At 63.8% G+C, this 22,272-nt stretch carries 24 protein-coding genes; 16 read left to right on the top strand and 8 right to left on the bottom strand.

Going from position 1 to position 22,272, the window contains the following annotated elements; translation table 11 throughout:
* Window positions 1–23 precede the first annotated feature (23 nt).
* The 6 genes from AC0IYS_RS00965 (at window position 24) to cynS (ending at window position 4,198) form a co-directional block, all read left to right on the top strand.
* Window positions 24–1,325 (top strand): penicillin-binding protein activator, encoded by a 1,302-nt coding sequence (locus AC0IYS_RS00965; RefSeq protein ID WP_471703430.1) that lies wholly within the window; start codon window positions 24–26, stop codon window positions 1,323–1,325.
* Window positions 1,326–1,332: 7 nt separating this feature from the next.
* On the top strand, window positions 1,333–1,719 hold the full coding sequence (locus AC0IYS_RS00960) for a YraN family protein (RefSeq protein ID WP_471703429.1): 387 nt from the start codon (window positions 1,333–1,335) through the stop codon (window positions 1,717–1,719).
* 57 nt (window positions 1,720–1,776) lie between these two features.
* Window positions 1,777–2,373: a phosphoheptose isomerase gene (locus tag AC0IYS_RS00955; protein ID WP_315215861.1), complete on the top strand. Its 597-nt coding sequence runs from the start codon at window positions 1,777–1,779 to the stop codon at window positions 2,371–2,373.
* Window positions 2,366–3,067: a BON domain-containing protein gene (locus tag AC0IYS_RS00950; RefSeq protein WP_471703428.1), complete on the top strand. Its 702-nt coding sequence runs from the start codon at window positions 2,366–2,368 to the stop codon at window positions 3,065–3,067. Before AC0IYS_RS00955 ends, AC0IYS_RS00950 begins: the two co-directional genes overlap by 8 nt.
* A gap of 38 nt (window positions 3,068–3,105) precedes the next feature.
* A complete protein-coding gene (locus tag AC0IYS_RS00945; protein WP_471703427.1) occupies window positions 3,106–3,684 on the top strand; it encodes a peroxiredoxin family protein in 579 nt (192 codons plus the stop codon).
* A 70-nt stretch (window positions 3,685–3,754) separates the two neighbouring features.
* Window positions 3,755–4,198: a cyanase gene (gene cynS, locus AC0IYS_RS00940; RefSeq protein WP_471703426.1), complete on the top strand. Its 444-nt coding sequence runs from the start codon at window positions 3,755–3,757 to the stop codon at window positions 4,196–4,198.
* On the opposite strand, the gene AC0IYS_RS00935 is transcribed toward cynS, so the two are convergent.
* The 3 genes from AC0IYS_RS00935 to AC0IYS_RS00925 all read right to left on the bottom strand — a co-directional run bounded on the left by AC0IYS_RS00935 (window position 4,199) and on the right by AC0IYS_RS00925 (window position 6,082).
* A complete protein-coding gene (locus AC0IYS_RS00935; RefSeq protein WP_471708772.1) occupies window positions 4,199–5,017 on the bottom strand; it encodes a DUF3034 family protein in 819 nt (272 codons plus the stop codon). It abuts the gene before it with no gap.
* Window positions 5,018–5,113: 96 nt separating this feature from the next.
* Window positions 5,114–5,605, bottom strand: coding sequence for a group I truncated hemoglobin (locus AC0IYS_RS00930; protein WP_471703425.1), 492 nt, complete (start codon window positions 5,603–5,605; stop codon window positions 5,114–5,116).
* A 54-nt stretch (window positions 5,606–5,659) separates the two neighbouring features.
* A complete protein-coding gene (locus AC0IYS_RS00925; RefSeq protein WP_363507356.1) occupies window positions 5,660–6,082 on the bottom strand; it encodes a PaaI family thioesterase in 423 nt (140 codons plus the stop codon).
* A 361-nt stretch (window positions 6,083–6,443) separates the two neighbouring features.
* On the opposite strand from AC0IYS_RS00925, the gene AC0IYS_RS00920 reads away from it, so the two are divergent.
* On the top strand, window positions 6,444–7,100 hold the full coding sequence (locus AC0IYS_RS00920; protein ID WP_471703424.1) for a hypothetical protein: 657 nt from the start codon (window positions 6,444–6,446) through the stop codon (window positions 7,098–7,100).
* Between the two features lie 61 nt (window positions 7,101–7,161).
* Here the strand turns inward: AC0IYS_RS00920 and AC0IYS_RS00915 are convergent, their stop codons facing one another.
* Both AC0IYS_RS00915 and AC0IYS_RS00910 read right to left on the bottom strand, forming a co-directional pair.
* Complete coding sequence (locus tag AC0IYS_RS00915) at window positions 7,162–7,866, bottom strand: anti-sigma factor (RefSeq protein ID WP_471703423.1); 705 nt, start codon at window positions 7,864–7,866, stop codon at window positions 7,162–7,164.
* The gene (locus AC0IYS_RS00910) at window positions 7,863–8,450 is read right to left on the bottom strand and encodes a sigma-70 family RNA polymerase sigma factor (protein ID WP_471703422.1); all 588 of its coding nucleotides are present in this window, start codon (window positions 8,448–8,450) and stop codon (window positions 7,863–7,865) included. Before AC0IYS_RS00910 ends, AC0IYS_RS00915 begins: the two co-directional genes overlap by 4 nt.
* Before the next feature lie 182 nt (window positions 8,451–8,632).
* Between AC0IYS_RS00910 and AC0IYS_RS00905 the strand changes: the two genes are divergently transcribed.
* The 8 genes from AC0IYS_RS00905 (at window position 8,633) to AC0IYS_RS00870 (ending at window position 19,033) form a co-directional block, all read left to right on the top strand.
* The gene (locus AC0IYS_RS00905) at window positions 8,633–10,666 is read left to right on the top strand and encodes a TonB-dependent receptor (protein WP_471703421.1); all 2,034 of its coding nucleotides are present in this window, start codon (window positions 8,633–8,635) and stop codon (window positions 10,664–10,666) included.
* Between the two features lie 114 nt (window positions 10,667–10,780).
* Window positions 10,781–12,274: a DUF4331 domain-containing protein gene (locus AC0IYS_RS00900; protein ID WP_471703420.1), complete on the top strand. Its 1,494-nt coding sequence runs from the start codon at window positions 10,781–10,783 to the stop codon at window positions 12,272–12,274.
* 10 nt (window positions 12,275–12,284) lie between these two features.
* Window positions 12,285–12,554 carry a hypothetical protein gene (locus AC0IYS_RS00895; RefSeq protein ID WP_471703419.1) on the top strand — a complete coding sequence of 90 codons (270 nt, stop codon included), beginning with the start codon at window positions 12,285–12,287 and terminating at the stop codon, window positions 12,552–12,554.
* A gap of 84 nt (window positions 12,555–12,638) precedes the next feature.
* Complete coding sequence (locus AC0IYS_RS00890; RefSeq protein ID WP_471703418.1) at window positions 12,639–13,811, top strand: tetratricopeptide repeat protein; 1,173 nt, start codon at window positions 12,639–12,641, stop codon at window positions 13,809–13,811.
* On the top strand, window positions 13,811–14,911 hold the full coding sequence (locus AC0IYS_RS00885; protein ID WP_471703417.1) for a HupE/UreJ family protein: 1,101 nt from the start codon (window positions 13,811–13,813) through the stop codon (window positions 14,909–14,911). The genes AC0IYS_RS00890 and AC0IYS_RS00885 overlap by 1 nt, the downstream gene beginning before the upstream one ends.
* A gap of 92 nt (window positions 14,912–15,003) precedes the next feature.
* Window positions 15,004–16,896 (top strand): asparagine synthase (glutamine-hydrolyzing), encoded by a 1,893-nt coding sequence (gene asnB, locus AC0IYS_RS00880; protein WP_471703416.1) that lies wholly within the window; start codon window positions 15,004–15,006, stop codon window positions 16,894–16,896.
* 15 nt (window positions 16,897–16,911) lie between these two features.
* Window positions 16,912–18,078, top strand: a complete 1,167-nt coding sequence (locus AC0IYS_RS00875; RefSeq protein WP_471703415.1) for a glycosyltransferase family 4 protein — start codon at window positions 16,912–16,914, stop codon at window positions 18,076–18,078.
* 94 nt (window positions 18,079–18,172) lie between these two features.
* On the top strand, window positions 18,173–19,033 hold the full coding sequence (locus AC0IYS_RS00870) for an REP-associated tyrosine transposase (RefSeq protein ID WP_471703414.1): 861 nt from the start codon (window positions 18,173–18,175) through the stop codon (window positions 19,031–19,033).
* Between the two features lie 37 nt (window positions 19,034–19,070).
* Here the strand turns inward: AC0IYS_RS00870 and lipA are convergent, their stop codons facing one another.
* Both lipA and lipB read right to left on the bottom strand, forming a co-directional pair.
* Window positions 19,071–20,063 (bottom strand): lipoyl synthase, encoded by a 993-nt coding sequence (gene lipA, locus AC0IYS_RS00865; protein ID WP_471703413.1) that lies wholly within the window; start codon window positions 20,061–20,063, stop codon window positions 19,071–19,073.
* Complete coding sequence (gene lipB, locus AC0IYS_RS00860; protein ID WP_471703412.1) at window positions 20,053–20,781, bottom strand: lipoyl(octanoyl) transferase LipB; 729 nt, start codon at window positions 20,779–20,781, stop codon at window positions 20,053–20,055. Before lipB ends, lipA begins: the two co-directional genes overlap by 11 nt.
* A 258-nt stretch (window positions 20,782–21,039) precedes the next feature.
* Between lipB and gcvA the strand changes: the two genes are divergently transcribed.
* Entirely contained in the window at window positions 21,040–21,942 is a 903-nt protein-coding gene (gcvA, locus tag AC0IYS_RS00855) for a transcriptional regulator GcvA (RefSeq protein WP_471703411.1), read from the top strand.
* On the opposite strand, the gene AC0IYS_RS00850 is transcribed toward gcvA, so the two are convergent.
* Complete coding sequence (locus tag AC0IYS_RS00850; RefSeq protein WP_315215811.1) at window positions 21,935–22,210, bottom strand: DUF493 family protein; 276 nt, start codon at window positions 22,208–22,210, stop codon at window positions 21,935–21,937. The two genes, gcvA and AC0IYS_RS00850, sit on opposite strands and share 8 nt — an antisense overlap.
* Window positions 22,211–22,272 lie beyond the last annotated feature (62 nt).

The raw sequence follows: 22,272 nt of genomic DNA, 5'->3' as shown, positions 1-22,272 counted from the left end.
GCGGCAGCACGCCGATCCCACCCATGGCGCCCATTATAAGCGCAACCCCGACACCGCCCGCTCCGCCTCCGCCGCTGCCAAAGCCGCCACCGGAGCCGACGCCCCCGGCTGCCGAAACCTTCGCCATCGACCTGCCGGGCGGCGCCGCCCCCGCAGCGCCCGGCGCCACCGCCAGCAGCACCGGCGACCAGCCGCAGGGCCGCCTGGCCGACGAGGGCGCGCGGCCGTCCAACGCGCCGGTCAACATGGCGCTGCTGCTGCCGCTGCGCTCCGAAACCCTGGGCGCGGCCGCCGAATCGCTGCGCGCCGGCTTCATGGCCGCGTGGGAGCGCGACCGCGACAACATCACCGTCACGGTCATCGAGACCACCGATGTGCCACAGGACATCCTGTCGACCTACGCCAGCGCGGCCGAGCGCGAGGACATCATCGTCGGCCCGCTGGCGCGTTCGGCCGTGGCGGCGATCGCCTCCAGCCCGCTGGTGAGCAAGCCGACCATCGCGCTGAACTATCCGGAAGGCTACGGCAGCGCCGGCGCCCCGCCGCTGCCGCCGAAGATGCTGGCCATGGGCCTGTCGATCGAGGAAGAAGCGCGCCAGGCCGCCCAGTGGGCCGCCGCCGACCATCCCGGCGCCAGCGCGATGATTCTGACCACCAGCTCGTCGTGGCAGCGCCGCATCGCCGCCGCCTTCGCCGGCCAGTGGCAGCGCATCGGCCAGCCGGTGCGCATGGTCGAGCTCAACGCGCCCAACGGCTACCTCAGCGATCCGGATCTGGTCCAGCTGCGCGCGCGCCTGGCGCAAGACCCTCCCGGCCTGCTGTTCTCGGCCATGGGCGCCGACCAGACCCGCCAGCTGCGCGGCGCGCTGAGCGCCCCGGTGACGACCGAGCCGACCAATCCCACCATCAGCACCGCCGACGCCATGCCGGCCCAGCCGCCGGTTCAGCTCAGCTCGTTTAGCGCGCTGCCGGTCTACGGCACCTCGGCGCTCAACCCGGGCGCCACCATGGCCTTCGCCGGCCCCGAGCTCGACGGCGTGCGGCTGCTGGACCTGCCTTGGCAGGTGCAACGCGACCATCCGGCCGTGATGGTCTATCCGCATCCGGTGCAGGCCGGCACGGCCGACATGGAACGCCTGTACGCGCTCGGCATCGACGCCTACCGCGTGGCGCGCGAAATCAGCCGCCGCCCGGCCGGCCGCTTCAACATCGACGGCGTCACCGGCCGCCTGACGGTCGATTTCGGCGCGGGCACGTCCAGCTTCGAGCGGATCGAACAGCCGGCCATCTACAAAAACGGCGTGCCGCAGGCCGTCGCACGATGAGATCGCCATGTCCCCGCCCCGGCAACGCGCTGGTTCCTCCGGCGGGCAACCCACCGAGCAGCAACGGCTGGGCCGGCTGGGCGAGGACCGCGCGCTCGCCCACCTGATCGGCCAGGGCCTGACCTTGGTCGAGCGCAATTTCCTGTGCAAGGTCGGCGAGATCGACCTGATCATGAAGGACCGGGGCGGCCTGGTGTTCGTCGAAGTGCGGCGCCGCGCGGCGGCAGGCTTCGGCGGCGCGGCCGCCAGCGTCACCCCGGCCAAGCGCAGGCGCCTGATCAACGCCGCCCAGTATTACCTGCTGCGCCACCCGGATCCGCCCCCATGCCGCTTCGACCTGGTCGCCATCGACGATGAAACGTTGTCATGGATGCAAAACATTCTGGAGTTGTAAGCATTTTTAACAGAGCTTGTCCGGCTCCCCGAGGGACTGCACTATAATCAGCACACTATGAATAATCAACGCATCCTGGCGCACTTCCACGAAAGTGCCGAAATCAAAATCCAATCCGCCACCGTCCTCGCGCCGCATCTGGCGCAGGCGATCGAACTGATGTTCTCGGCGCTGTCCAACGGCAACAAGATCCTGGTGTGCGGCAACGGCGGTTCGGCCGCCGACGCCCAGCACTTCGCGGCCGAGCTGGTGGGACGCTTCGAGCGCGAGCGCTTCCCGCTGCCGGCGATGGCGCTGACCACCGACACCTCGATCCTGACGGCGGTGGCCAACGACTACAGCTACCGCGAGATCTTCTCCAAGCAGGTGCAAGCGTTCGGCCAGGCCGGCGACATCCTGCTGGCGTTCTCGACGTCGGGCAACTCGGCCAACGTGATGGCGGCCATCGAAGCGGCGCTGGAACGCGAAATGCGCGTGGTGGCCATGACCGGCAAGGGCGGCGGCGCCATCGGCAAGATGCTGACCGACGCCGACGTCCACATCTGCGTGCCGGCCGACCGCACCGCCCGTATCCAGGAAGTCCATCTGGTATCCATACATTGCATTTGCGACGGCATCGACGTCGCGCTATTCGGAGGAGATGTGAATGACTAACCCAGGTGCTATCTGGAACAAGATCCAGCGCCCGCTGGCCCTGAGCGTGCTGTGCGCGGCGATGATGACCTCGTTGACCGGCTGTATCGCGCTGGTCGCCGGCGGCGCCATCTCCGGCACCCTGGCCGCGTCGGACCGCCGCACCTTCGGCGCCCAGACCGAGGACACCACGATCCAGATCAAGGCCGCCAACAAGCTGCGCAACGTCGTCGGCGACGCCGGCCACACCAACGTCAACAGCTTCAACCGGCGCGTGCTGCTGACCGGCGAAGTGCGCGACGAGGCCATGAAAGCGGCCGCCGAGCGCGAAGTGCGCAGCGTCGAAGGCGTGATCTCTGTCACCAACGAGCTGGAAATCGCCGGCCCGGCTAGCTACACCTCGCGTTCCAACGACACGCTGATCACCACCAAGGTCAAGGCCAGCCTGGTCGACGCCAAGGATATCTCGGCCAATTCGTATCAGGTCACCACCGAGCGCGGCACGGTCTACCTGCAGGGCCGCGTGACCCAGCGCGAAGGCCAGATCGGCGCCGACATCGCCCGTGGCGTGAGCGGCGTGAACAAGGTGGTCAAGGTGTTCGAATACATCTCCGAGGAAGAGTACAAGCAGTACCAAGCCACGCCGGCCGCAGCCCCGGCTGCAGCCCCGGCCAACGCCGACAGCGGTGGCGCCACCACCCACTCGGTGCAGTAAAAACGGCTCGCGGGCGTCGTCGGGGATACCGGTCTATAATGACACCACCCTCTTCGGCGCCCGACACCATCATGCAAGATACGCTCACTTCCGCTGCTCCTTCCCCTACTTCGTCGTCGCGCGGCTGGATCAAGCCGGTGCTGGCGGCCGTGGTGATCGCCGCCATCGGCTTTGGCGGTTATCTCTCGCTGAACAAGCGCCCGGTCGCGCCGGACGTCGGCTTCGTCACCATCAAAGGCGAAAAGATCTCCCCCGACGCTTTGCGCGGCAAAGTCTACATGGTCAATTTCTGGGCGACGTCGTGCACCACGTGCGTGGCCGAAATGCCCCAAATGGTCGAGACCTACAACAAGTTTAAACCGCAGGGCATGGAATTCGTCGCCGTGGCGATGAGCTACGATCCGGCCAACTACGTCATCAACTACGCCGAAACGCGCCAGTTGCCCTTCAAAGTGGCGCTGGACACGGACGGCTCGGCCGCCAAGGCCTACGGGGACGTCTCCATGACGCCGACCACCTTCGTCGTCGGCAAGGACGGCAAAATCCTCAAGCGCTATCTGGGCAAGCCGGATTTCGACGAGCTGCACAAGCTGCTGGCGACGTCGCTGAAGAGCTAACAGTCCCCGCCCCGCCGGCGCTGGCATAGCGCTTGCATGCTCCATGACCATCCCAACCCGAGGAGCCGTCATGGACCGCCAACAAGTCACGCATAAAATCCTGTCCGTCAAAGTCGCACGCAAAATGCTGTGGGGCGACATCGCCAAAGAGATCGGCCAGAGCAAGGAGTGGACGACCGCCGCGCTGCTAGGCCAGATGACGTTCAACCGCCAGCAGGCCGACACGGCGCAGCGGCTGTTCGACCTGACCGACGAAGAGGCGGCGTGGCTGCAGATCGTGCCGTACAAAGGCTCGCTGCCGTCGGCGGTGCCGACCGACCCGCTGATCTACCGCTGGTACGAGATCGTCAGCGTGTACGGCACCACCATCAAGGAATTGATCCACGAGGAGTTCGGCGACGGTATCATGAGCGCGATCGATTTTTCGATGGACATCCAGCGCGAAGAAGATCCGAAGGGCGACCGCGTACAGGTGGTCCTGAGCGGCAAATTCCTGCCCTACAAATCGTATTGATCAGAACCCGGCCTGCACCGACAGGTACACGCCGTGCTGCTTTTTGGGATTGAAGATGGTGATGTCGCCCAGCTCCGCGTAGGCCGCCGTCACCGAGAGATGCTTGGTCGGGAACCAGGCCACGAAGGCGTCGTAATACGCCTTCTCGTCATCGACGGTCAGGTTGCGCGGCTTGCGCCGGTACTCGGCGCCCACCGCCAGCTTGCGCGAAACCAGGTACGCGGCCGAGAACTCCGGCATCAAGCGCCGGCTGTCGCGCAGGTCGCCGCCGAATCCCAGCAAACCCATTTGATTGGCGTTGGTCGACCTCAAAGTGGCGTTGAGCAGCAGGCTTTGTTCGAACAGGATCTTGGTGGCGGCGACGTAGTAGTCGTAGCCATGATCGTCCTTCGCGCCCAGCTGCGTCACATTGGTCACGCCTAGCGCGCCCAGGCCACCGACGCCCTTGTTTTTCTTGTACATGGCGCCGACGGCGATTTGCGGCAGCCAGCTATCCTGTTCGTAGACGGCGTCGCCGGCGACTTTCACTTTCAAGCCGACGATATCCTGCTTGATGGCCAATTGGTTGAGCGGCGCCAGGCTGCCCTTGAATTCCTGGTTGGCCAGCGATATCTCGACCCGGTCCGCGATCCCCACCGCCACACCATAGCTGGTCAACTTGTAGTCCTGGGTTTTGACATAGGTGTAGTGCGCGTTCGCGCCCCAGCTGTCGCGCGTGCCGTAGCCGGAAATCAGCGCCCACGGCACGATGCCGCCACCACCCGCGCCTTCGACCTGGCTGACGCCACCGGTGGCGAGGAACTTGCCCATGTCCGGCATCGCCTGCGCGGCCGCTCCGCCGCAGGCCAAAGCCGCGGCCAACGCCGCCACGATATTTTTTAGAGGATGGTTGTTCACTGCGGGGCTCCCGGCCGGTTATTTGGTCACGATGGCACGCTGCATCGGCGCCAGCTTGGCTATCAGCTTGTTCGCCACGCTATTGGGCACGTTGTTGCGCTCCATGGCGATCTGCAAATCCTCGGTCAGCGCATTGAACATCGCGTTGGTGACTTTCAAATCCTGGTGCACGTTCGCCATGTCACGCTCGGTGCCGACGCCGTCCATCGTCTTGTCGCGGTATTTGCCGGTGTACTTGCACGGGCCGCCGGCGAACTCGCAGAACTGCTCCTGCAGGCGCACATTCAGCTGCTCCATGTCGAAGTCGGTAAAGCTGTCCTTGATGCGCGGATCGGCCAGCAGCAGCGGAATGAAGGTATCGACGATCTTCTTGATGCCTTCCTTGCCACCCAGTCCCTGATACACCTTATCGTCGGTGTACGGCGTCTGCGCGAACGCCAGCGAGGAAGCCAAGGAGGACGCCAAAATCATGCCCAGGCAGACGCCGGCCAGCTTCGTGAATCGACTCATTTGATATCCTTGTGCGAGGGTTGCTCCCATGCACAATTTATCAGCTATTTGGCGCTATTTGGGGAACAAAACCATCTGTGTGCAGCGGAACAACGCTATTGTTTTACCAGTGGCCTGGCTGGTCACCACCGCGTCCCACACCTGCGTGGTGCGGCCCAGATGGACCGCCTTCGCCGTGGCCACCACCACGCCGTCGCGCGCGGTGCCGAGGTGGTTCGACTTCAGCTCGATGGTGGTGAAGTTCTGCGCCCCTTCCGGCAGGTGCGCGAAACAGGCGTAGCCGCAGGCGGTATCGGCCAGGGTGACCACGCTGCCGGCGTGCAGGAAGCCATTCGGCGCCAGGTGCTTGGCCGCGACTTCGAACTGCGCCACCAACTCGCCTTCGCGCACCGCCGTGATGACGATGCCGAGATGGGACGGCAACGTCTCCTGGCCGAACTGGTTGAAGTACTCGGGCGTGAATTTTTGCGCGTCCATTGCCAGCCTTTCAGTTTTTAAAATTTAGCTGGCAATGATAGCAATTTTTGCAATTTCGGGTTTCTGCGCAAACTTCGTGTGCTGAAATCGATTGGCTTGACGCGCTACAGGAATGTCGCAAGGGATGTGGAGTACGTTGTGTGGTAATACGCAGCTTCGCAGACTTTGACGTTGAGCGTCACAAGCGTAAGGCCGCCGTCATGGTTACAAAGGCCGACTGAAGAATAAAGCCGTGAACGGGAATGGCCCACCGAAGTGGGCCATTCTAACTCTCTTGTCCCCAGGGGAAGGCCGAAGCCAACAAGTCCTGGAAATCACAACCTGATTGTATACGAATCCTAAAACCGAAGCATCAAATTTGATGAAAATGGCACTAACACCCGCCCAAACCGTCGCTGTTAGCCGCACTATCTCGCCAGTGCGTTTGGGCACCTATCTCGCTGCTACGGGGTTTTCCCCGGCCGCGACCGCTCTGGATATTTACATTTGGAATGCTCTGGTGTCCGGCGCTTTCTTCTCATCGCTACATATCTGCGAGGTAGTTATGCGCAACGGCATCGCTCATGCGCTCGAACTCAAGTATGGACCCGACTGGCCGTGGGATGCCGGTTTCGAACGCACGTTGACGGCAGCGCGCAAAGGCGATCTTCAACAAGCTCGCCAAGGCATCCCCGTCGGTGCCACCGGCAAAGTGATCGCCGAGCTGAAATTCGTTTTCTGGTGCAAGATGTTCACCGTACGCCACGACCCTCATGTCTGGAATGTTAATTTGCGGATTGCGTTTCCCTTCTTGCCCTTTCCGCTGACAGTGGCAGCGGCCAGAACCAAGCTGTATGACGAAATGGAAGCACTGCGGGGATTTCGAAACAGAATCGCTCACCACGAACCGATTTTTGCCCATCCATTGGATGAGCATCATTTGCGGATAGCCAGGCTAATCAAGAGCCGTTGCGTTGAGACGGCACGGTGGTTGGCACAATGGGAAGTGGTAACGGCTGCGCTCGCGGCGAAGCCATGAATTCATGCCTGAGCCCTGGCCCGGAGTAAGGGCCGAAGCCCAGTACTCCCCATGATACCAACTACATCACGCGTACCCAAGCGCCTTTGTACAGGATAGGACCGGTCGGGCCGTCGGACTTCGGCGAGCCGCCCTTCGGCTCCAGGGTCACCGCCAGCAGCGCGACGTCGTCGCCGATGGCGTTGCTGGTCAGCGCCAGCTTGACCTCGCCCCGATCGGCCAGCAGACCGAGCGAACGCGGATTGCCCTGCTTCGGCACCGCCCACAGCTCGAGCGATTTATCCGCAGGCACCGGCGCGTTGCCCACCATGCGCACCGTCAGCGCCTTGCGGCCGGTGTCGCCGGTCAGCACCAGCGCGGTCTGCGACTTCTCGTCGGTCAGCGTGGCGACATAATCGAGCTGCGGCGCGTCCAGCGTGCGGGTGCTGATGACCACCACCAGCAAGGCCGCCAGCGCCGTCGACACCACGCCCAGCGAGCGCCAGAACGTGACCGACTCGTTGCGCCAGAACTGCCAGGCAGAGTGCGCGCGCTTCAGGTTCAGGCGCCGTTCGATGTTGGTCCACACCTGGCGGCGCGGCGCTTGCGGCGTCGCGAACTCTGCCAGCGGCGTCAGTCGGTCCGCCCACTCCTGCGTGGTGCGGCGCAGCGCCGCGTCGTTGTGCATATAGCCTTCGAAACGCCGCCGCGCGCCCCCCTTCAGGGTGCCAAGCACGTATTCAGCCGCCAGCTTCTCGCGCAGCGGTCCGTTGTCGCGGATGTTCATGATTGCTCCCGCTTCGACAAGCAGGTCTTCAGCCGTTCCAGGCTGCGGCGTATCCACGTCTTGACGGTGCCGATCGGCAGCGCCATCTGCGCCGCCACCTCGCTATGCGACAGGTCGTGGAAGAACGCCAGGCCCACCACCTGGCGGTGCAGCCCTTCCAGCGCGGACATGCAGTAGGCCAGTGCCTTGGCGTCGCTGCTCATCTGAAGTGCCTCGATCGGCGTGGCGCCCGGATCCCGTAATGCATTGATAACCTCGCTGTCAAACTGTTCCCCATCGATTTCGGTGGTCACATCGCTGCGGCGCAAGAGATCGAAAGCCTTGTTGCGCACGATGGTGGTCATCCACGTCATCGGTGCGGCCAAATGGCTTTGATAACTGCCGGCGTTGTTCCAGATCGCCACGAAACTCTCTTGCAACACCTCTTCGGCAAGTTCGCGCTTGTTCAATATACGCAGCGCGAAGCCAAACAGTTTCGATGATGTGGCGTCATAGAGGGAACGGAAGGCGGCGTCATCGCGGTTGGCGGCGCCTTGCAGCCACGTGCGCAGCTGCTGGGGATCGAGTGAATGAACGTCGGACACTGCGCGCCTTGAAAGTGATGATGCATTGATGGAAAACAAATTGGGCGTGTGAAAAATACCATATTCTCACGCGCGCGCGAAAATATATTATCGGGTCAGCAATTGAATCCGAACCGCCTCCCCCTCCGTACAACTACCCAACTTTGAATAAAAAATAACTCGGGTTGGGAGACGCGATGGGGATGAAACGCAACATGGCGGCGGTGCTGGCAGTGGCCGCCGCACAGGGGCCGGCCGGCATGGCGCTCGCCGCCGAGGACGCCGAAGTGGCCGGCACGGTGGCGATGAGCCGGGTGACGGTGTTGGCGCATTACGACAACGCGGTCGGCACCTCGGACGCGGCCAGCCAGGGCACGGTGACGTCCAACCTGATCGCCAGCCGCGCAGCGCTGCGCACCGGCGAGCTGCTGGAGTTCGTGCCCGGCATGATCGTCACGCAGCACAGCGGCGACGGCAAGGCCAACCAGTACTTCCTGCGCGGCTTCAACCTCGACCACGGCACCGACTTCGCCACCTATGTCGACGCGATGCCGGTCAACATGCGCAGCAACGCGCACGGCCAGGGCTACTCCGACCTGAATTTCCTGATCCCGGAGCTGGTGCAGCGCATCGACTATAAAAAGGGCAGCTACTTCGCCGACGAGGGCGACTTTTCGTCGGCCGGCGCGGCCCACATCCGCCTGTCGGACCGGCTGCCAGAAGGCATCGCCAGCCTGACCTTGGGACGCTACGGCTACCGCCGCGCCTTGCTGGCGGACTCGATGGACGCCGCCGGCGGCACCTTGCTGTACGGCATCGATCTGGGCCGCAACGACGGTCCGTGGCAAACCCCGGAACAGGTGCGAAAATACAACGCCATGCTGCGCTACAGCCGTGGCGACGCGCAAAATGGCTACAGCGTCACCGCCATGGCCTACCGCAACCGCTGGAACGCCACCGACCAGGTGCCGCAACGGGCCGTGCGCGACGGCCTGATCGACCGCTTCGGCACGCTCGACGCCAGCGACGGCGGCGAAACGTCCCGCAGCAGCCTGTCGTGGGACATGCACCGGCGCGACGACGGCCGCATCACCGAAGCGTCGGCCTATGTGGTGCGCTCCAGTCTGGATCTATACAGCAACTTCACCTACCTGCTGGCCGACCCGGTCAACGGCGACCAGTTCCAGCAGAGCGAGCGGCGCACCATGGGCGGCTTCAACGCCAGCCAGACCTGGCTCGACAAGATCGCCGGCATCGACATGCGCAACAAGGTCGGCGTGCAGACCCGCTACGACCATATATCGCCGATCGGCCTGTACGCCACGCGGGAACGCGAGCGGCTGAGCACCGTGCGCGAAGACCGCGTCAAGGAAGCGAGCGCCGGACTGTATCTGGAGAACACCAGTTATTGGCTACCGGAATTTCGCACCATCGCCGGCCTGCGCTATGACGCCTACCGCTTCGACGTCAACGGCAACAGCGCCAGCGCGAACAAGGCCTCGCCCAAGCTGTCGCTGATCTTCGGACCATGGGCCAGCACCGAATATTTCATCAATTACGGCGCCGGCTTCCACAGCAACGACGCCCGTGGCGTGATCGCGCCCGGCGCGGCCGGGGCCACGCCGCTGGTGGGCACGCGCGGCGCCGAGCTGGGCGTACGCAGCGAATGGCTGCGCGGCCTGCAAAGCTCGCTGTCGCTGTGGACGCTCGACATCGACTCCGAACTGGTCTACGTTGGCGACAGCGGCGACACCGAGGCGAGCCGCCCCAGCCGCCGCAGCGGCATCGAATGGAGCAACCACTACATCGCCGCGCCGTGGCTGCTGTTCGACCTGGACCTGTCGGCCTCGCGCGCCCGCTATCGTCGCGACGACCCGGCCGGCAACCGCGTGCCCGGTTCGCTCAACAAGGTGGCCTCGTTCGGTGTCACGGTCAAGGACCTGGGACGCTGGTTCGGCGGCATGGAGCTGCGCTACTTCGGACCCCGCCCGCTCATCGAAGACAACAGCGTGCGCTCGGCATCGACGGCGCTGGCCTACGGCCGCATCGGCTACCAGCTCGGCAAGCGCACCAAACTCACGCTCGACGGCTTCAACCTGTTCAACCGCCGCGCTAGCGACATCGATTACTACTACGCCTCGCGCCTGCCCGGCGAACCGGCCGAGGGCGTCGACGACGTCCACTCGCACCCGGTCGAGCCGCGCACTTGGCGCGTGACGCTGTCGCACAGTTTTTAACGCATCACTTTTGAATATATTTTCAAAAATCTTATCGAATCTGAATCTGGCGTCATGGACGCCGCGTATACGACCGTGCAGTCCAATCAAATCAACCAGTTGGGGAGAAATCGAATGCAAACAATCTTCAAGCAGGCGCTGTACGCGGCCGTGCTGGGCACTCTTGCCGGCGCCATCGCACCGGCGGCCATGGCGTCCAGCCACCGCGAAGCACCGTTCGTCACGCAAAGTCCCAAAGTCGACGCCACCGACTTCTATATGTTCCGCAGCTACGAGAGCGGCCGATCCAACTTCGTCACCCTGATCGCCGACTACGTGCCGCTGCAGGACGCCTACGGCGGCCCTAACTACTTCGCCATGGACCCGAACGCGTTGTACGAGATCCACATCGATAACAACGGCGACGCCAAGGAAGACTTGACGTTCCAGTTCCGCTTCACCAACACCAACAAGGACACCAAACTGTCCGTCGGCGGCAAGGACGTCTCGATTCCGCTGGTGATCAACGGCGGCGCCATTGCCGGCGTCAACGCCCCCGGCGCCAACGTGCGCGAGACCTACACCGTCAACGTCGTGCGCGGCGACCGCCGTACCGGCACCAAGGCTGCCGTCACCAACGTCGCCGGCGGCGCCATCTTCGACAAGCCGCTCGATAACATCGGCAACAAGTCGATCCCCAACTACGCCGCGTATGCCGCTGCCCACGTCTACAACGTCAACATCCCCGGCTGCAGCACGCCGGCGCGCCTGTTCGTCGGCCAGCGCAAAGACCCGTTCGTGGTCAACCTGGGCGAGACCTTCGACCTGGTCAACATCAAGGCGCCGGCCACCGAGTTTTCCGCCGGCGCCGAGAAGGGCGCCAAGGACGACCTGGCGACCAAGAACGTGACCGCGATCGAACTGGAAGTGGCGGCATCGTGCCTGATCGCGTCCACCGGCGGCGACCCGGTCATCGGCGGCTGGACCACCGCCAGCCTGCGCCAGGGACGCCTGTTGAACCCAACGCCGAATTCCAGCTCGCCGTCGAAAGAGGGCGGCGCCTGGACCCAGGTATCGCGCCTGGGCGCGCCGCTGGTCAATGAAGTCGTCATCGGCCTCAAAGACAAGGACACCTTCAACGCCAGCAAGCCTTCCGGCGACGGCCAGTTCGCCACCTACGTCACCAACCCGACCTTGCCGGCGCTGATCGAAATCCTGTACGGCAGCGCCGGCGCCAAGGCGCCGACCAATTTCCCGCGCAACGACCTGGTGGCGGCCTTCCTCACCGGCGTCAAAGGCTTGAACCAGCCGACGACTGTCACCGCGTCTGAAATGCTGCGCCTGAACACGTCGACGCCAGCCGTCGCCGCCGGCGCGCAGAAGCGCCTTGGCGTCATCGACGGCGACAACGCCGGCTTCCCGAACGGCCGCCGTCCGGGCGACGATGTGGTCGACATCGCGCTGCGCGTGGTGATGGGCAAACTGTGTACCCTGAACCTGGGCTGCGCACCGGCCGACGCAGCTGCCGGCGGCCTGCACTTCACCGACGGCGCCTACCTGGACGACAGCTTCTTCAACGCCTCGTTCCCGTACCTGAAAACGCCGATCGCCGGTTCGCCGCAGATGTAAGGGGGACGACATGAGATCCCTTAAATATCTGGGCCTGGTATGCGTGCTCGCGTTGAGCGCCTGCGGCGGCGGCAGCGACCACATCGCCTCCACACCGCCGGTGACGCCGCCTGTGGTGACGCCACCGGTGGTCACGCCGCCGGTCAGCATGTTGGATAGCTTCTTTGCCGCCGTGATGTCCCTCATCGGCGATGGCAGCGAAACCACCACCGAGCCGACGGCGACCGATCCTGTCGCCGTCACCACGCCGGACGACACGGAACCGGCAGCCGTGAAGTAAGCAAGCAGTGACAAGGGCGGACGCCGCATGGTCCGCCCTTTACGCCGTTTAGAGGTCCGTTTAGAGATCGATTCAGAGGTCCCCATGAGAACAACAATAATCATCGCCCTGGCATTGCCGGCCGCCCTCGCGCAAGCCGCGCCCTATATACCGTCCAGCGGCAAGCAAGTGATCGAAACGCTGCCGCGCCGTGGCGATCCGGTGCAGCAGCAGTTGCGCAGCCTGCGCGCGGAACTGAACGCCAAGCCGACCGACGTCGCGCTGGCGACCAGCGTCGCGAAGCGCTACATTTCGTTGGGCCGCAGCGAAACAGATCCGCGCTATCTGGGCTACGCGCAGGCCGCGCTGGCGCCGTGGTGGTCGCAGGCCGCGCCGCCGCCGCCGGTGCGCCTGCTGCGCGCCACGCTGCTGCAAAGCACCCATCAATTCGGTCCCGCGCTGGCGGACCTGAAAGGCGTGCTGGCGGCGCAGCCGGACAACGCGCAGGCGTGGCTGACGCAAGCGACCGTGCAAACGGTGCAGGGCGACTACGCCGGCGCCACCGCCAGCTGCGCGCATTTGTCGGCGCTGTCGATAGAACTGATCACCGTGACGTGCATCGCCAATGTGGGCACGGTCACGGGCCGCTCCGTCAAAAGCGAGCAGTTGCTGGAGCTGACGTTGGAACGCAGCGCCAACGCGCCGGAGGAATTGAAGGAGTGGGCGTTGACGCTGCTGGCCGAAATGGCGCAGCGGCGCGGCGACAGCGCCGTGGCCGAGGCGCGCTACAAGAGCGCGCTGGCCATGGCGCCGAACGACAGCTATCTGCTGGGCGCCTACGCCGACCTGCTGCTGGAGCAAAAGCGGCCTGCCGAGGTGTTGACCTTGTTGCGCGACCAATCGCGGATCGACGCGCTGCTGTTGCGGCGCGCGCTGGCATTGCAGCAGCAGGATGGCAAAAGCAGCGTGCTGGCCTCCGACGTCAAGGAGCTGGCCGCCCGCTTCGACGCCGCAGCGCTGCGCGGCGACACGGTGCACCAACGCGAGCAAGCGCGCTTTGAATTGCTGCTGCGCCGGGACGCGCCAACCGCACTGACACTGGCGAAGAAAAACTGGGCGATACAAAAAGAACCGGCCGACATGCGCATCTATCTGGAAGCGGCGGTAGCGGCACGGGACGCCGCAGCGGCCAAGCCGGTCACCGACTGGATAACGCAGCACAAGATCGAAGACGTCGCCGCGCAGCGCCTGATGCGCCAACTCACCACGGGGACATAATGGCACGTCTTTTTATATTCCTCGCGCTGCTGTTCGGCGCCATGCTGCCGGCGCAGGCGCACAAGCCGAGCGACAGTTATCTGTCGCTGACAACGCAAGGCGATAACATCACCGGCCAGTGGGACATCGCCCTGCGCGACCTGGACTTCGCCATCGGCCTCGATCAAGACGGCGACGGCAAACTGACCTGGGACGAAATCCGCGCCCGCCACGCCGCCATCTCCGCCTACGCGCTGGAGCGCCTGAAGCTATCAACCGACAACGGCCCGTGCACCATCAACATCGCCGACCAACTGATCGACGACCACACCGACGGCGCCTACAGCGTGATGCGCTTCGGCGTCACCTGCCAAAAACCGGTGACACAGCTAACCATCGACTATCACCTTTTCGCCGACCTCGATCCGCAACACAAAGGCTTGCTGCGGCTGACGCACGACGGCGAAACCTCCACCGCCATCTTCGATCCGCAGCACGCGCGCCAGACCTTGTCGCTGACGGTCCCGAACCGCTGGCAGCAATTCGCCACCTACATCAAGGAAGGCGTGTGGCATATCTGGATCGGCTACGACCACATCCTGTTCCTGCTGTCGCTGCTGCTGCCGGCGGTGCTGCTGGCCGCGCCGTCCGACAATCTGCGCGGCGCCTTCATCGACGTGCTCAAGGTGGTGACGGCGTTCACGCTGGCGCACTCGCTCACGCTGACCCTGGCCAGCCTGTCGCTGATCTCGCTGCCGTCGCGCTTTGTCGAATCGGCCATCGCCGCCTCTGTGATCCTGGCGGCGGTCAACAACATCTACCCGCTGTTCCGGGGACGGCGGCCGGTCGCCGCCTTCGTGTTCGGCCTGATCCACGGCTTCGGCTTCGCCAGCGTGCTGATCGATCTTGGCCTGCCGAAGACGGCGCTGCTGGCAAGCTTGTTCGGATTCAACCTCGGCGTGGAACTTGGGCAATTGTGCATCGTCGCACTGTTCCTGCCGCTGGCATTTACGCTGCGAAATACCGTGTTCTACCGGCGCGCGCTCACCGGTGGTTCGGCCGTGATCGCCTTGGTGGCATTGGTCTGGTTCGTCGAGCGTGCGTTCGACATCCAGGTGTGAGGGATCACGCGCGATATTGACCCACCTCGCATCCGTTGTCTTTTTGTTCAGCTACGATCAACGCCACTTTCATCGATCGCGGGAACAAAAAAATGTGTGGAATATGGGGCATGATCAACAATGGCGCGCCGCAATGCGACAACTCTGCCGCGTTGGCCGCCGCCTTTCGCTACATCAACGGACGCGGCCCGGACGCGCGCGGCGCCAGGCAGGTGGCCTGTCGCGGCCACGCCGTCACCATCGCCCACAGCAGGCTCGCGGTGATCGAACTGTCGGCGCTTGGCGCGCAGCCGATGGTCGATGCGGCGTCCGGCTGGTCCATCGTCTACAACGGCGAGATCTACAACTACGGCGAAATCCGCGAAGCACTGCAAGCCAACGGGCAAGTATTTAACGGCGGCAGCGATACCGAGGTATTGCTGCGCGCATGGGCGCTGTGGGGCCCGGACGCCTTGCAGCGCCTCAACGGCATGTTCGCCTTTGCCGCGTTGAACGAAAAGACCGGCGAGCTCTGGCTGGTGCGCGACCGCTTCGGCGTCAAGCCATTGCTGTGGGGTCGCTGCCAGAATGGCGATATCGTCTTCGGCTCGTCGGTCGCCAGCATCGCCAGCGCGGTTGGCACCGACATCGACACCGACTACTGCGCGCGCGGCGTACGCTACAAAGCCTATGAAAGCGCGCAATCGGGCTCGCCCTACAAACACGTGAACGCGGTCGGCGCCGGATGCTGGGTCAAGTTCCAGCTGTCACCCGAATGCATCGGCATCGCCGAAGGCCGCTGGTACTCGCTGCGCGACGCGGTGGCGCGGCGGCGCAAGGCCATGGCGCACACCGGTGACGCCGACCTGCTCGAAGAATGCCGCCGGCTGCTCGACAGCGCCGTGCAGTTGCGGTTGCGCAGCGACGTGCCGGTGGCCGTGTCGTTGAGCGCCGGCCTGGATTCGGCTGCTATCGCCTGCATGATGCAACGCCACGGCGCCGACACGCACGCGTTCTCGTTCGGCTCGCCGTCCGAACGCACGTCCGAAGGCCCCGGCACGCAATCGCTGGCCAAGGCCACCGGCATCGACGTCACCTACGTCTGGCCGCGCTACAGCGGTTGGGACTTGTACGAGGTGCTGGAGAAGACGATGGCCTTCCAGGAGGCGCCGTTTTCCGGCATGAGCCCGATCGCGCAGAACGCCGTGTTCCGCGAGGTCGGCAAGGCCGGCTTCAAGGTGCTGCTGGGCGGGCAAGGCAGCGACGAGATCTTCGCCGGCTACCGCAAGTTCATCGTCATCGCGCTGCGCGAGGCGCTGCACCGGCGCGAGCCGAAAGGCGCGCTGCGGTTGATGTATTCGCTGGGGCTGATGCTCGCGCACGAGGCTGGCCAGGCGCGCATGTATTGGCAAAACCTCAATCGCTACAATGGCGGCAAGCGCAAGGCGGCCGCGTTCCGCCTGATCGACTGGGAGCCGGGCGCGCACAACCTGTGGGGCGAGGCCGGCATCTCGCTGCCGGACCGGCAGATCGAGGACATCCAGCAATGGAGCCTGCCCACCCTGCTGCGCTACGAGGACCGCAACTCGATGGGCTACGGCATCGAGACCCGGCTGCCGTTCATGGACTACCGCCTGATCGAATTCGCGCTGGCGCTGCCGACGCGCATGAAGATCGCCAACGGCTACGGCAAATGGATGCTGCGCCATGCGGCCAAGGGCCTGGTGCCCGACGCCGTGCGGCTCAACCGCAAGAAGCGCGGCTTCGACGTCACGCAGAACTGGATCACCCAGGGCATCGGGGCGGCGCTGCGCGGGACCATCTTCGACCATGCGACGGCATTGCAGGGGCCGCTCAAAAACAGCCAACAGCTCGACACGCTGCTGTCGGACGAAGCGCTGTCGCGGGACCCGGACCTGCTCGATGAAGCGCTGCTGTTGGCATGGCTGGTCGATCCGACACGCGTGCCGCGCCGGCAGACCGGGGCGTCCAGGCTGGCGGCCTAGCGAGGGAGCCGTGCCATGAAAAAAATCTGCCATTTTTCGTCGGTGCATCCCGGCCTCGACATCCGCATCTACCGCAAGCAATGCGTCTCGCTCGCGCAGGCCGGCTTCGACGTGCATCTGGTCATCGGCGCCGACGCGACGCAAGTCGCCGAGGCGGCCGGCGCCGGCGTCACCATCCATCCGCTGACCGCGCTGCCGGGCGGGCGTTTGCGGCGCATGGTGGCGCACAGTTGGCGCTGCTACCGGACCGCCAAGGCGCTCAACGCCGACGTCTATCATTTTCACGATCCCGAGCTGATTCCGTATGGCTTGCTGCTGAGCTGGCAGGGCCGCAAGGTCATCTACGACCTGCATGAAGACCTGCGCGCCGACATCCACTCGAAGCAATGGATACCGAGGCCGCTGCGCCACGTCATCGGCTCGGTCGCGCGCGCGGTGGAGCACTTCGCGGCGCGGCGCTTCGCCGCCATGGTCGCGGCCACGCCGTACATCGGCGCGCTGTTCGACAAGAGCGCCGCGCGGGTGGCGGTGGTCCACAACTATCCGGCCATCAACGAGCTTGCCGCCGCGCCAGCGACGGTGTTGACCGCGTTCCCGCGCGACAGCGTCTGCTATGTCGGCGCGATCAACGAGATGCGCGGCATCCGTCACATCATCCAGGCGCTGGAGATGGTGCCGGTCAAACTGCTGCTGGCCGGCGCCTTCGACCCGCCCGCGTTGCGGGTGGAACTCCGGGCTTATCGCGGCTGGCATCAGGTCGAGGAATACGGCTTCGTCGACCGCCAAAAGGTGGGGGAGATCATGGCGCGCAGCCTGTGCGGCCTGGTGACGTTGAAGCCCGAGCCGAACTTCGTCAATGCGCTGCCGATCAAACTGTTCGAATACATGTCGGCCGGCGTGCCGGTGATCGCCTCGGACTTTCCGCTGTGGCGCGGCATTGTGGAGGACGCCGAATGCGGCATCTGCGTCGATCCCGAAAATCCAAACGCGATCGCCAAGGCGATCAACTACCTGCTGACGCATCCCGAGGAGGCCGACGCGATGGGCCGCAACGGCAGGCGCGCGGCCGAAAGCAAATACCGGTGGGATGGGGAGGGCGCCAAGCTGGTGGCGTTGTATGGCGAGATACTGGCGGAAGCGCCCGATGCTGGCGGCCGTAACCAAATCCGGGGTCAAGTCTGACATTCGGACACGCGCTCAGCCCTACTTCGAAAAATCCGATCGGAGACTACGCCGGACTGGCATATTCTCTCAATAAGCTGTCAGGAGACCAAGATTGGCCAGACCTCTCAGACTTGAATTTCCTGGAGCACTCTATCATGTCACTTGCCGAGGCAACCGACGCGAGAGGGTATTCTGCGACAGGCAAGATCGTCTCGTCTGGCTCGAAGAAACTGCGCGCATGTGCGACCGCTTTCACTTCGTGATTCACGCCTATTGCCAGATGACGAATCACTATCACTTGCTCATCGAGACACCCGACGGCAACCTGGGCCAGGGCATGCGGCAATTGAACAGTGTCTATTCTCGATACTACAATCGCCGCCACAACTTGGTCGGCCACGTGTTACAAGGCAGGTACCACGCAATATTGGTTCAGAAAGAAAGCTACCTGCTGGAGCTGGCGCGCTACATCGTTTTGAACCCCATTCGAGCGGGCATCGTCGATAAATTGGGAGACTGGGAATGGAGCAGTCTCCAATTTATGCTGGGGGACCGTCCGTCGCCACCGTGGATGAACGCTAAGTGGCTACTGGATTCATTTGGCGAGGATCCCATATTTGCGAGGCAGGCTTATCTCGCTTTCCTGCTCTCAGGGATTGACGCGGAGAGCCCGCTTGAGCAAGTGGCTTTCCGGTGCATTTTGGGCGACGACGAATTCATCGCGCAACACCGGAAATCGGCGGCGACCGAGATATCCGGTGAGATCGCGAGGGAGCAACGGCGAGCCACCGCCTTACCGCTCGAAGACTACGCAGCTAAATTCTCAACGCGCGAGATAGCGATGGCCGAGGCCTACCACTCTACCGTCTACACAATGAGTCAGATAGCCGCCTATTTTCAGGTCTCGGTGAAAACGGTAAGCCGCGCAATCGCTGCGCTCGAAAGAGCCAATCGCGCCGCCCCAAAAAGATGAGGTCGTGTCCGAATGACAGACTTGACCCCGTTCTTGATTACTCGTTGACGGCGGCCAGCACGTTATGCGCCTGCTCGTCAGCATGGTACGAGCTGCGCACCATGGCGCCGACGGCGGCGTGCTTGAAGCCCATCTTGTACGCTTCCGCTTCGAACATCTTGAACACGTCCGGGTGCACGTAGCGGCGCACCGGCAGGTGGCTGTTCGACGGCGCCAGGTACTGGCCGATGGTCAGCATGTCGATGTTGTGCTCGCGCATGTCGCGCATCACTTGCAGGATTTCCTCGTCGGTCTCGCCCAGGCCGACCATGATGCCCGACTTGGTTTTGACTTCAGGATACAGCTCCTTGAATTCCTTGAGCAGCTGCAGCGAGTGCATGTAGTCCGAACCCGGACGCGCTTCCTTGTACAGGCGCGGCACCGTTTCCAGGTTGTGGTTCATCACGTCCGGCAGACCGTCCTTGAAGATGTCCAGCGCCTTTTGCAGACGGCCGCGGAAGTCCGGCACCAGCACTTCGATCTGCGTGCGCGGCGACAGCGCGCGGGTGTTCTGGATGCACTCGACGAAGTGGCCGGCGCCGCCGTCGCGCAAGTCGTCGCGGTCGACCGAGGTGATGACCACATAGCTCAGGCGCAGCTCGGCGATGGTGCGCGACAGGTTGCCCGGCTCTTCCTTGTCCAGCGGATCGGGACGGCCGTGGCCGACGTCGCAGAACGGGCAGCGGCGGGTGCACTTGTCGCCCATGATCATGAAGGTGGCCGTGCCCTTGCCGAAGCATTCGCCGATGTTCGGGCAGCTCGCTTCTTCGCAGACGGTGACCAGCTTGTTCTCGCGCAGAATGTCCTTGATCTCGTAGAAACGGGTCGAGGCCGACGCGGCCTTGACGCGGATCCACTCCGGCTTCTTCAGACGCTCAACTTGCTCGATCGGCACGATCTTGATCGGGATGCGCGCGGTCTTGCTCGCGCCTTTTTGCTTTTCGCTCGGGTTGTAAGCGGGGGCAATGCTGGAGGTGGTCTCAGTGGTCATTTGGCTGCGTGCCCTCGCGGGCATAGTTTGGTTGTTCGTGTATTGCTGCTGGTTCTACAAGAGCCAGGACGCGTATCAGTTCGTCGGCCAGTTGCTGTTGCACGTCCGACAATTGCGCCTGGGCGCCGACGGACCGCATATCGACTGTTTCCAGCCCGGCATAGCCGCAAGGATTAATCCAGGAAAACGGGGCCAAATCCATCGCCACATTCAGCGACAGCCCATGGTAGGTGCAACCGTTGCCGCGCACTTTCAAGCCGAGCGCGGCGATTTTGGCGCCTCGCTTCGGCCCATCGGCCATGTAAATGCCCGGCGCGCCTTCAACGCGCTCACCGACGAGATTATACGCCCCTAACACATTGATGATCGCCTGCTCGATTTTATGGACGAATTGCCGGGCATACAGCTTGCCGCCGGGCTTGTTGCGGCGCAGGTCGATCAGCATGTATATCACCACCTGGCCGGGGCCGTGGTAGGTGACTTCGCCGCCCCGGTCGGTCTGCACCACGGGGATGGCGGACGCGCCGGCCAGCAGGTGGCCACGGTCGGCGCCCAGGCCCAGCGTGAAAACGGGCGGGTGCTCGACGATCCACAGTTCGTCGCGGGTGTCCGGCGTGCGCGCGTCGGTGAAGGCGCGCATCGCGGCAAAGGTGCTGTCGTAGTCGGCGAGACCGAGGTGGCGGATCAGCGCCGGCCCGATTTGGGTAGGAGACGTCATGCCGCCATTATAAATCAGCCGGCAAAGCGGGGCTGAAGGCGGCCAGCCCGGCTGATGACCCCGCGGCCACTGCTGCATCGACCGACCTTGCACTGGGCGGCGGCGTCATCCAGCAATTTTTTCGGCGCGTCGATACACGGCCGCCGACTTGGCTAGATTTATTCACATGCCGCACCTTGCCGTAACGCCTGTATAACGTTATATTTTCGTGATTCCTGCTAATTTTATTCACATAGTTATCCACAGCATGCCGACCTGATGAGCGCCAGCCGCCGCCTGCCCAATTTTTCCGCTTTGCGCGCCTTCGAGGCGGCGGCCCGGCACGAGAACTTCTCGCGGGCGGCGGAAGAGTTGCATCTGACGCACGGCGCGATCAGCCATCAGGTCCGGGCGCTGGAGCAGGAATTGGGCAGGCCGCTATTCGTGCGTCACGGCCGACAGGTGAAAATAACCAGCGACGCGCTCAAATTTGCCCAGTTTTTAGGCAAATCCTTTGCCGATATTGCCGCTGCGGCTGACGCGATGCGGGCGGCCAGCGTCAACCAGCGGCTGACGGTGACGTCGATTCCGTCGTTCGCGGCGCGCTGGCTCGCGCCCCGGCTGGGGCGGTTCATCGACTTGCATCCCGATATAGAGGTGGTGCTGCAGTCGAGCGGGCAACTGCAGGATCTGGCGCGCGACGGCATCGATGTCGGCATCCGTTTTGGCCGGGGCGACTATCCCGGCATGGTGGTGGAGCGCCTGATGGGCGACGTCTGCTATCCGGTAGTAAGTCCCCACTATCGCGACGGCGCCCTGCCCGCCACGCCGCAGCAGCTATCCCAGCAAACGTTGCTGCGTTCGGTCGAACCCTGGTCGCCGTGGCTGCGGGCGGCAGGCGTCAACATGGCCGAGCCGTCGGGCGGAGTGATGTTCGAAGATTTGTCGATGCTGATACGCTCCGCCGCCGATGGCAACGGGGTGGCGCTGGTGCGCCATGTGGTGGCGATGCAGGAGATCGCCTCCGGGCAACTGGTGCGGCTGTTCGATATCGCCACACCCTGCCCGGATGAGTATTTCTTCGTCGCGCCGGCCGCCTCGGCCGACAGGCCGCAGGTGGTGGCGTTCCGCGACTGGTTGCTGGAAGAGATAGCCGCCTTCCAGCGCCAGCAACTTACATGACGATCTTCACCATCGGATGCGCCGACAGTTCGGAATACAGCGCGTCGAGCTGCTCGCGGCTGACGGCGCGCACGGTCACGGTCAGGCCGGTGTAGTTGCCCTTGGCCGATGGCCGTACTTCCATTTTGCCCTCGTGGAATTCCGGATCGTGCTTTTGCACGACCAGCACGATGGTCGGGGCGAAGTCGATATGAGTCGGCCCCATCACCTTGATCGGGAAGTCGCTCGGGTATTCGATGAGGGACTCTGACGGCGGGATCGCTTGCATATTCATTCCAATCAAAAAGAAACCGGCGGCATCAACACGATGCCACCGGCCTCTATTGTAGC

The sequence above is a fragment of the Duganella sp. AC237 genome (genome assembly GCF_979254035.1).
The sequence above is the reverse complement of the archived record's forward strand: the minus strand, read 5'-3'. Positions and strand labels throughout refer to the sequence as shown.

What these genes read in the sequence shown, in the direction of transcription:
- AC0IYS_RS00965 (WP_471703430.1), top strand. Translation starts at nt 24, where the DNA reads ATGGCGCCCATTATAAGCGCAACCCCGACACCGCCCGCTCCGCCTCCG.
- AC0IYS_RS00960 (WP_471703429.1), top strand. Translation starts at nt 1,333, where the DNA reads ATGTCCCCGCCCCGGCAACGCGCTGGTTCCTCCGGCGGGCAACCCACC.
- AC0IYS_RS00955 (WP_315215861.1), top strand. Translation starts at nt 1,777, where the DNA reads ATGAATAATCAACGCATCCTGGCGCACTTCCACGAAAGTGCCGAAATC.
- AC0IYS_RS00950 (WP_471703428.1), top strand. Translation starts at nt 2,366, where the DNA reads ATGACTAACCCAGGTGCTATCTGGAACAAGATCCAGCGCCCGCTGGCC.
- AC0IYS_RS00945 (WP_471703427.1), top strand. Translation starts at nt 3,106, where the DNA reads ATGACACCACCCTCTTCGGCGCCCGACACCATCATGCAAGATACGCTC.
- cynS (WP_471703426.1), top strand. Translation starts at nt 3,755, where the DNA reads ATGGACCGCCAACAAGTCACGCATAAAATCCTGTCCGTCAAAGTCGCA.
- AC0IYS_RS00935 (WP_471708772.1), bottom strand. Translation starts at nt 5,017, where the DNA reads ATGCCGGACATGGGCAAGTTCCTCGCCACCGGTGGCGTCAGCCAGGTC.
- AC0IYS_RS00930 (WP_471703425.1), bottom strand. Translation starts at nt 5,605, where the DNA reads ATGAGTCGATTCACGAAGCTGGCCGGCGTCTGCCTGGGCATGATTTTG.
- AC0IYS_RS00925 (WP_363507356.1), bottom strand. Translation starts at nt 6,082, where the DNA reads ATGGACGCGCAAAAATTCACGCCCGAGTACTTCAACCAGTTCGGCCAG.
- AC0IYS_RS00920 (WP_471703424.1), top strand. Translation starts at nt 6,444, where the DNA reads ATGAAAATGGCACTAACACCCGCCCAAACCGTCGCTGTTAGCCGCACT.
- AC0IYS_RS00915 (WP_471703423.1), bottom strand. Translation starts at nt 7,866, where the DNA reads ATGAACATCCGCGACAACGGACCGCTGCGCGAGAAGCTGGCGGCTGAA.
- AC0IYS_RS00905 (WP_471703421.1), top strand. Translation starts at nt 8,633, where the DNA reads ATGAAACGCAACATGGCGGCGGTGCTGGCAGTGGCCGCCGCACAGGGG.
- AC0IYS_RS00900 (WP_471703420.1), top strand. Translation starts at nt 10,781, where the DNA reads ATGCAAACAATCTTCAAGCAGGCGCTGTACGCGGCCGTGCTGGGCACT.
- AC0IYS_RS00895 (WP_471703419.1), top strand. Translation starts at nt 12,285, where the DNA reads ATGAGATCCCTTAAATATCTGGGCCTGGTATGCGTGCTCGCGTTGAGC.
- AC0IYS_RS00890 (WP_471703418.1), top strand. Translation starts at nt 12,639, where the DNA reads ATGAGAACAACAATAATCATCGCCCTGGCATTGCCGGCCGCCCTCGCG.
- AC0IYS_RS00885 (WP_471703417.1), top strand. Translation starts at nt 13,811, where the DNA reads ATGGCACGTCTTTTTATATTCCTCGCGCTGCTGTTCGGCGCCATGCTG.
- asnB (WP_471703416.1), top strand. Translation starts at nt 15,004, where the DNA reads ATGTGTGGAATATGGGGCATGATCAACAATGGCGCGCCGCAATGCGAC.
- AC0IYS_RS00875 (WP_471703415.1), top strand. Translation starts at nt 16,912, where the DNA reads ATGAAAAAAATCTGCCATTTTTCGTCGGTGCATCCCGGCCTCGACATC.
- lipA (WP_471703413.1), bottom strand. Translation starts at nt 20,063, where the DNA reads ATGACCACTGAGACCACCTCCAGCATTGCCCCCGCTTACAACCCGAGC.
- lipB (WP_471703412.1), bottom strand. Translation starts at nt 20,781, where the DNA reads ATGACGTCTCCTACCCAAATCGGGCCGGCGCTGATCCGCCACCTCGGT.
- gcvA (WP_471703411.1), top strand. Translation starts at nt 21,040, where the DNA reads ATGAGCGCCAGCCGCCGCCTGCCCAATTTTTCCGCTTTGCGCGCCTTC.
- AC0IYS_RS00850 (WP_315215811.1), bottom strand. Translation starts at nt 22,210, where the DNA reads ATGCAAGCGATCCCGCCGTCAGAGTCCCTCATCGAATACCCGAGCGAC.